The 7,596-nt window shown below is 34.0% G+C and carries 8 protein-coding genes; 2 read left to right on the top strand and 6 right to left on the bottom strand.

The window, feature by feature from the left end; all coding sequences use genetic code 11:
- Nucleotides 1-101 precede the first annotated feature (101 nt).
- A complete protein-coding gene (locus H5V42_RS13980; protein WP_185783798.1) occupies nucleotides 102-650 on the top strand; it encodes a ClpP family protease in 549 nt (182 codons plus the stop codon).
- Nucleotides 651-855: 205 nt separating this feature from the next.
- Here H5V42_RS13980 and H5V42_RS13975 read toward each other — a convergent pair whose 3' ends face one another.
- Genes H5V42_RS13975 through H5V42_RS13965 form a run of 3 tightly spaced genes read right to left on the bottom strand, consistent with a single transcriptional unit; the run spans nucleotide 856 to nucleotide 3,821 of the window.
- Nucleotides 856-2,388 (bottom strand): cryptochrome/photolyase family protein, encoded by a 1,533-nt coding sequence (locus tag H5V42_RS13975; RefSeq protein WP_185783797.1) that lies wholly within the window; start codon nucleotides 2,386-2,388, stop codon nucleotides 856-858.
- Entirely contained in the window at nucleotides 2,385-3,683 is a 1,299-nt protein-coding gene (locus H5V42_RS13970; protein ID WP_185783796.1) for a DASH family cryptochrome, read from the bottom strand. Before H5V42_RS13970 ends, H5V42_RS13975 begins: the two co-directional genes overlap by 4 nt.
- Before the next feature lie 3 nt (nucleotides 3,684-3,686).
- Nucleotides 3,687-3,821 (bottom strand): DUF2256 domain-containing protein, encoded by a 135-nt coding sequence (locus H5V42_RS13965; protein WP_185783795.1) that lies wholly within the window; start codon nucleotides 3,819-3,821, stop codon nucleotides 3,687-3,689.
- Between the two features lie 116 nt (nucleotides 3,822-3,937).
- Here H5V42_RS13965 and H5V42_RS13960 point away from each other — a divergent pair, with 116 nt between their 5' ends.
- Nucleotides 3,938-5,284: an FAD-dependent oxidoreductase gene (locus H5V42_RS13960; protein WP_185783794.1), complete on the top strand. Its 1,347-nt coding sequence runs from the start codon at nucleotides 3,938-3,940 to the stop codon at nucleotides 5,282-5,284.
- On the opposite strand, the gene H5V42_RS13955 is transcribed toward H5V42_RS13960, so the two are convergent.
- From H5V42_RS13955 to H5V42_RS13945, 3 genes are read right to left on the bottom strand one after another with little or no spacing between them, the layout of a single operon-like run.
- Nucleotides 5,281-5,667 (bottom strand): DUF4174 domain-containing protein, encoded by a 387-nt coding sequence (locus tag H5V42_RS13955; RefSeq protein WP_185783793.1) that lies wholly within the window; start codon nucleotides 5,665-5,667, stop codon nucleotides 5,281-5,283. The genes H5V42_RS13960 and H5V42_RS13955 overlap by 4 nt on opposite strands.
- Nucleotides 5,668-5,701: 34 nt before the next feature.
- The gene (locus H5V42_RS13950) at nucleotides 5,702-6,481 is read right to left on the bottom strand and encodes a zinc ribbon domain-containing protein (protein ID WP_185783792.1); all 780 of its coding nucleotides are present in this window, start codon (nucleotides 6,479-6,481) and stop codon (nucleotides 5,702-5,704) included.
- 7 nt (nucleotides 6,482-6,488) lie between these two features.
- The gene (locus H5V42_RS13945; RefSeq protein WP_185783791.1) at nucleotides 6,489-7,583 is read right to left on the bottom strand and encodes a Nif3-like dinuclear metal center hexameric protein; all 1,095 of its coding nucleotides are present in this window, start codon (nucleotides 7,581-7,583) and stop codon (nucleotides 6,489-6,491) included.
- Between the last annotated feature and the right edge of the window lie 13 nt (nucleotides 7,584-7,596).

The raw sequence follows: 7,596 nt of genomic DNA, 5'->3' as shown, positions 1-7,596 counted from the left end.
AAATTTTTAGAGAGGTGGTATTCCTAGTGATATCAAGTACTTAGCTACTTTTAATTTGTTCTATTATTTGAGTACTTTTGTAGCTTAATCACCTTAATTCTATGAGTACAAAAAAAGGTAAGGTTCAAGACCAAATTCAAGAAAAATTACTTGAAGAGCGCAAAGTATTTTTATGGGGAATGGTAAATGATGATTCTGCAAAACATGTTGTAGATAGACTACTTTACTTAGACCTTCAAAACACTAATGAAATACAATTAATTATTAATAGCCCTGGAGGTTACGTAACTTCTGGTTTTGCTATTTACGATACAATCAAACAAATTAAAAGTCCAGTTTCAACAGTTTGTTCAGGACTTGCGGCATCTATGGGTTCTATACTTTTATCTGTTGGAGAGAAGGGTAGACGTTTTATTCAGCCTCACGCCAGAGTAATGATTCACCAGCCCAGTGGTGGTGCGCAAGGGCAGGCTTCTAATATTGAAATTCAAGCAAGAGAAATTGTTAAGACAAAAGAAATAGGGGCTCGAATTTTAGCTGAAAATTGCGATCAAGATTTTGAAAAAGTAATGCGAGATTTTGATAGAGATTATTGGATGAATGCCGAAGAATCTTTAGAATATGGTATTGTTGACGGAATTCTAGAATAATTAGTTTTGTCACTTTAAACCAAGGCGAGTAAAATAACAGTAGTCAATCTAATTTGGTGTTGACCGCACTCGACCTAACAATTTGTAAAAAAAGAAAAGTCCTTCGCAGTTTGCTGTGAAGGACTTTTTGTATATAGACGCTTTCGCGGAATTGTTTACGCTACCTTATATACGATGCTAGCTATGGCAATTGATGTTAAGAAAATTAAAAATCGTCAGGGTTTTGAATTATTTTCTGAGCTCTTTCTTTTAGTTCTGCTAATTCATCTGCATCTTTTTTCTCTAAAAGATTGAGCATCATAGCCATACGTTGATTCCCTTTAAAATAATCTTTTTTATCGTCCAAAAAATTCCAATAAAGCGAATTGAACGGACAGGCATTATTACCAATTTTCTTAGTATGACTATATTCACATTCCTTACAGTAATTACCCATTTTATTTATGTAGTTGGCACTACTTACATACGGTTTAGTAGCTACAATACCACCATCAGCAAATTGACTCATACCACGAGTATTGGTGATTTCAACCCACTCAATGGCATCAATATAAACCCCTAAATACCAGTTATCTACTTCATCTGGGTTCAATTGTGCTAAGAGCGAAAAATTACCAACAACCATTAAACGCTGAATATGGTGTGCATAAGCATCCTCTAAACTTTGACCAATTGCGTGTTTTAAACAATTCATTTTTGTTTTACCCGTCCAATAAAAATTGGGTAGTTTATTGTGGTTGTCTAGTTTGTTTAAGGTCTTATACTTAGGCATTTCTTTCCAATAAATACCTCTCATATATTCTCGCCACCCTAAGATTTGCCGTATAAAACCTTCAACCTGTGAAATATCAATCTCGTTTTTGTGCTCGTAATAGTAGTCAACAACCTTGTCAATCACCTCTTTAGGTGAAAGCATTTTACTATTCATAGCGAAAGATAATCTTGAGTGAAACAGGTATTTTTCGTTAGTATGCAGGGCATCTTGGTAGTCACCAAAATGTATTAGTAAACTTTTACAAAAATGATTTAAAACTGATAATGCATCTGCTCTAGACGTTGGCCAATTAAAGTTGGTTTCTTCTATTTCTCCAAAGGTTTCAATTTTTAGCTTTTTAAGTGTGGCTACCAGTTCTGAGACATCTTTTCTAAATCCTCGTTCGTGTGGTATTTCTGGTTCTCCAGACCATTTTTTTCTATTGCTATGGTCAAAGTTCCATTTTCCTCCTTCAGGATTTTTATTTGACATTAACACATTGTGTTTTTTCCGCATCATACGGTAAAAGCTTTCCATTATTAGTTGCTTCTTACCTTCAAAAAAGTCTCTTAATTCGTAACGAGAGGTGTAAAAATGCTCAGTATCAACACTTTTGGTTTCAATAGTGAGTTCTTCTGTAATTTCTTTTAATTGTTTATCTAAGCGATATTCATCTGGTAACTGATATTCAAAACTAGTTGCGTTTTCTTTAGTTAAAACCTGTTTTATCAGCTTTGATAATTCTTGCGGATTGGCCTCATCATTAATTTTAAAGTAAGCTACAGTATGCCCTTTTTCTTCTAATTCGGCCGCAAAGTTGCGCATTGCAACAAAGAAAGCTACCACCTTTTGTATGTGATGTTTTACGTATGAGGTTTCTTGTTGCATCTCGGCCATTAAATACACCACATTTTCATTAGTTGAGGAAAACCAAGAATGTTTTAAGTTTAATTGGTCGCCAAGTATTAATCTAACTGTTTTCATGAAAAAAGGGTTTGTTGTAACCAGAGATTTTGAAATTTTTTGTTAGCATCATAGCGCTCTGCCTGACTTTTAATATTAAATGTTCTATTTCTTGGGTCATTACCTACACCGCTGTTATACATCCAATTGCACCAATTGCTGTGCACATCATAATCTAAAAGCATACTCTCAAAGTAAGCAGCCCCGTAACGCCAATCTTGCTCTAAATGTTTTGCCCAATAGCTTGCCACATTTTGCCGCCCACGGTTACTCATAAAACCGGTGTTTTTTAATTCAATCATGTTAGCGTTTACAAATGGTTCTGGTGTTTCTCCGTTTATCCAATTTTGTAGTTTTTGTTGGTCAAAATTCCAATCATAATTGGTCTTTAGAATTCCATCTAAATAAAATATCTGGTCTCCGTATTTAAGACTTATATATTTAAAATAGTCTCTCCATACTAGTTCAAAAACTAACCAATAGGTGTCTTGGTTTTTTACAATGTCTTTCTCAAAAGCTTTTACTTCATAATAAATAGTTCGTGCAGAAATACTGCCATTGGCTAACCAAGGCGAGAATTTGGAGCTATAATCTGTACCTACTAGACCGTTTCTAGTTTTCTTATAAACTTGTAATTTTTTAGATTCCCAAAAATAGTTTTGTAGTCGTTCTAAAGCTGCTGTTTCTCCCCCTTTAAACGGAAAAGCAGTTCTACTATCAACTTCAAAATTTGGGTGTCCTAAATCCTGCAAAGAAGGTATTGTTGTGTGGTTTTCAATTGTATTTGATGGCGATTTAGCTTCTGGAGTTGTATATGGTAAAGAAACCTTTACATATTTTTCGCATTTCTTTCTAAAGGTGGTAAAAACATCTGGTATGTTGTTGTAAGATGAATAAGGAATGCTATCTGGGTGAAATAAAAACTGGTCGTAATACCCGTGCATTTCCACCTCTTTTTCTAGATGGTTTTTGGTGTTAGTTATAGTGGTTACCTCATCTCTTGTCCATTCGTTTTGATAATAAACCGCGTTTACGCCGTATTCTTTTACCACCTTTGGAATACAATTCTCGGGTTTATCAATGTATACTAAGAGCGAAATATTGAGCTCAGCAAGTTGTTTTTTTAAATCTGTTATGGTTTCTATTAAGAAGTTAGCTCTGAACTTTCCTGTTTTGTAAAATCCAAAATCCCCTTCTTTAAATTGTCTGGGGTCAAAACAGTACAATGCTATAACACGCTCTTGTTTGCAAGCTTCTGACAGTACCAAATTGTCTTTTACCCGTAAATTAGTTGTAAACCAGACTAAACTTGTCATCTCTTATTTTGCTTTTCTACAGCGTTCACTACAATATTTCACCGTTTCCCAATTTCTTTCCCATTTTTTACGCCAGGTAAAAGGTCGTTTACAAACTGGGCATGTTTTTTCAGGAAGGTGCAGTTTTGAATGCGCCATATTGTTTAATAAAATTTATATAAACTTAAACAATAATTGATTTTAAAGGTGTAGATTGAGGTTAAACAAAAGCCAAAATTTGCTTTTTACGTATTTTTGAAGTTTTCTTATTTATTATGGCGCAAACACCTAAAAATATTGCGATAGTTGGGTCTGGACTTGTAGGCTCGTTATTGGGTATTTATTTAAAACGAAAAGGACATCTCGTTACCGTTTTTGACAGAAGGCCCGATATACGAACCGTTGAATTTTCTGGAAGAAGTATTAACCTAGCTATGAGCAATAGAGGTTGGAAAGCTTTACGAGCTGTTGGCCTTGAAGATGAGGTGAGAAAAATTGCCATACCCATGTATCAACGTGCCATGCATGTAAATGATAAACCTGTGTATTTTCAGAAGTATGGTAAAGAAAACGAAGCTATTTGGAGTATTGGTAGAGGTATCTTAAATCGTAGAATGATAGATTTATCAGAAGCAGAAGGTGTTGAGTTTAGATTTAATGAAAAGGTTTGGGATGTTAATCTACCTACAGCATCATTATATACCGGTGAAACAGAAAAGGGAGATTGGAAAGAATATCAGTTTGACATGATTTTTGGTTGTGATGGTGCTTTTTCAAGGGTTAGACACAAAATGCAGCGTCGAAGTAGATTTGATTATTCTCAAGATTTTATAGATGTAGGGTATAAAGAATTAACTATACCACCAAATGAAGATGGTACGCATGCCTTAGATAACAATTCTTTTCATATTTGGCCACGGGGTAAATTTATGTTGATTGCTTTACCCAATTTAGACGGAAGCTTTACATGTACACTTTTCTTACCTTTTGAAGGTGAAGTGTCATTTGAAAATATTACTACCAAAAAAGAAGCCAAAGCATTTTTTAAGCAATACTTTCCTAACGTTAGAAAACAAATTGAAAATTTAACCGAAGACTTTTTTAAAAACCCAACCAGTGCCATGGTTACTATGAAGTGTTACCCTTGGACGTATTGGAATAAGGTTGCTTTAGTAGGTGATTCGGCTCATGCAGTAGTACCATTTTATGGTCAAGGTATGAATGCGGGTTTTGAAGATATTTATGTGTTAAATCAGTTTATTGAAAAACACGGAGATGATTGGGATGCTATTTTTTCTGACTACCAAAAAAGTAGAAAGCCAAACGCTGATGCCATTGCAGAATTAAGCTACCGAAATTTTATTGAAATGAGTAGTAAAACGGCAGAACCAACATTTTTGCTTCAAAAAAAGATTGAAAAACATTTTGCAAACAAACATCCAGATAAGTGGGTACCAGTGTATAGCAGAGTAACTTTTTCTGAAAGACCTTACGCTGAAGCTTTACAAATAGGAGATAAGCAAGAAGAAATAATGAAAGAGGTGATGCAATTACCTAATATTGAAGAGAAATGGAATGCAATTGAGGTAGAAGAAAAAATACTAAGCCTTTTAAGCAATTAGTGATTTCTCATTTCTGTTCTTCGCATGGGCATACTATCAATTAAATCAAATATCTTTTTTGGAGTAACAACAAATGGCTCTGAAAACTTAATGCCACCATCTTTACCAATTAGAAGAACGCCTTGAAAGTTGTTATCCAGGGTAAGAATTTTTTTTAACTCTGCATCATCATTTAATTTATGAACCAAAACTAGGTTTCTATCTTCCAATTCCTTTGGAAAGTTGAGAAAAGCTTTTTGTTGCTGAATTAGTTTTGCATTGTCTTTATGGCCAACTAAAACTAATACTCTTTTTTTCCACTTGTAGTCTGTTAAAGATTGTGCTTTAGCTGTACTAGCAAATAGAACAATTAGAAAAACCGAAGAGATTAACTTTACTTGCATAAAATAAAAAAGCCACCGTAAAGGTGGCTTGGTTTTATAATTTTTTGAACAATTTGCTCATTTTCTCCATCTCCTCTTCGGCTAACACCGGGTCAACTAAAATACGGCCACTGTGTTCATCAGTAATAATTTTTTTACGGGAAGCAATTTCCACTTGAACCTGAGGTGGTATGGTAAAGAAAGAACCACCAGAAGCACCTCTTTCTATGGGTACAATAGCTAAACCATTTTTTACATTGGTTCTAATTCTTTTGTAAGCCTTTACTAAACGCTCTTCAATTTTATCTTCAAATTCTTCAGACTTTTTAAGTAACGCTTTTTCTTCTTTTTCAGTTTCGGCTAAAATGGCATCTAATTCACCTTTTTTGTGTTTTAAATGTGCCTCACGTTCAGATAAACGTTCTTTGGTGCCAGAAATAACTTCTTTTTTCTGGTCTATTTGCGCCTTAAATTCTTTAATATTCTTCTCAGCTAACTGAATTTCTAATTGTTGAAACTCAATTTCCTTGGTTAACGAGTTAAATTCACGGCTGTTACGAACGTTCTTTTGTTGTTCTGTATACTTTTTGATTAAAGCTTTACACTCTTCAATCATGTTCTTTTTTGCCGTAATCTCGTAGTTTACAGTTTCAATGTCTGTTTTAAGCTTATCAACTCTGGTTTTGAGACCTAAAACCTCATCTTCTAAATCCTCTACTTCTAGAGGAAGCTCTCCACGAACGTTTCGTATTTCATCAACTCTAGAATCAATAAGTTGTAGGTCATATAACGCCCTTAATTTTTCTTCTACAGTTGTTTCAGTTTTTTTAGCCATATTTTACTTAAAAATAGTTGACGGGATTTGTATTGCTTTCCGATAAAGCGACTGCAAAATTATGAATTTTTTTGCTAAGGAAATCAACTAAAAGGTTTTTTGTAAACTGTTCACTCTCAAAGTGTCCAATATCTGCTAGTATTAGTTCGTTTTCTGCTTCAAAAAAATTGTGATATTTTAAATCTGCTGTTAAAAAAATATCTGCACCTAAAGCTTTTGCCGCTCCAATAGCAAATGCTCCGCTTCCTCCTAATACTGCCACTTTTTGTATGGGTTTATCTAAAAATCTAGAATGTTTAATGGTAGGTATACAAAAACGTTCTTTAACCATGCTTAAAAAGTCAGCTGCGCTTTTGTTGTTTTCTAATTCACCTAGCATACCCATTCCAATATGTTGATGGTTATTTTCTAAAGTGGTAATTTCATAAGCAACCTCTTCGTACGGGTGATTATTTTTTAGTGCTGATAAAATTCTACTTTCTAAACCCGATTCAAATGTAAAGTGTAGTTGTTCTTCTTCTTCAAAATGCGTTTTTCCAATTTCTCCAATTGTAGGATTTGCATTTTCTTCAGCCATAAAGCTACCTGTTCCCTTATTGCTAAAACTACAATTGCTATAATTACCAATGTTACCCGCACCAGCATCAAACAAAACTTTTTTTAATTGCTCACTTTGACTAATAGGCACATAGGTTACCAATTTTTTAATGGTACCATGTTTAGGAATAAGAACTTGAGTATTTTGTAACCCAAGCACATCACAAATTTTTTGATTCACACCTAATTTAGCATTATCTAAGGCCGTATGTATGCTAAAAATGGCAATATCATTTTTAATAGCTTTTAATACAACTCGTTCTACATAATTGCTACCGTTAAGCTTTTTTAAGCCTTTAAAAATAATAGGATGGAAGCTAACAATGAGGTTGTAATTTTTTGCAATTGCTTCGTCTACAACATTTTCTAAAGTATCAAGAGTTACCAAAATACCGGTGAGCATAGCCTCTTTATCACCAACCAATAAGCCAACATTATCAAAATCTTCTGCATAGTGTAAAGGAGCTAATTCTTCGAGAAGCTTACAAACGTCTTTAATCTTCATTTTTAGTTTTCGT

Origin of the sequence: Croceivirga lutea, from assembly GCF_014235875.1 — a bacterium.
Classification (GTDB): Bacteria; Bacteroidota; Bacteroidia; order Flavobacteriales; family Flavobacteriaceae; genus Croceivirga; species Croceivirga lutea.
The sequence above is the reverse complement of the archived record's forward strand: the minus strand, read 5'-3'. Positions and strand labels throughout refer to the sequence as shown.

Coding starts and splice junctions, on each gene's coding strand:
- H5V42_RS13950 (WP_185783792.1), bottom strand. CDS start 6,481: ATGGCTAAAAAAACTGAAACAACTGTAGAAGAAAAATTAAGGGCGTTA.
- H5V42_RS13980 (WP_185783798.1), top strand. CDS start 102: ATGAGTACAAAAAAAGGTAAGGTTCAAGACCAAATTCAAGAAAAATTA.
- H5V42_RS13960 (WP_185783794.1), top strand. CDS start 3,938: ATGGCGCAAACACCTAAAAATATTGCGATAGTTGGGTCTGGACTTGTA.
- H5V42_RS13945 (WP_185783791.1), bottom strand. CDS start 7,583: ATGAAGATTAAAGACGTTTGTAAGCTTCTCGAAGAATTAGCTCCTTTA.
- H5V42_RS13965 (WP_185783795.1), bottom strand. CDS start 3,821: ATGGCGCATTCAAAACTGCACCTTCCTGAAAAAACATGCCCAGTTTGT.
- H5V42_RS13970 (WP_185783796.1), bottom strand. CDS start 3,683: ATGACAAGTTTAGTCTGGTTTACAACTAATTTACGGGTAAAAGACAAT.
- H5V42_RS13975 (WP_185783797.1), bottom strand. CDS start 2,388: ATGAAAACAGTTAGATTAATACTTGGCGACCAATTAAACTTAAAACAT.
- H5V42_RS13955 (WP_185783793.1), bottom strand. CDS start 5,667: ATGCAAGTAAAGTTAATCTCTTCGGTTTTTCTAATTGTTCTATTTGCT.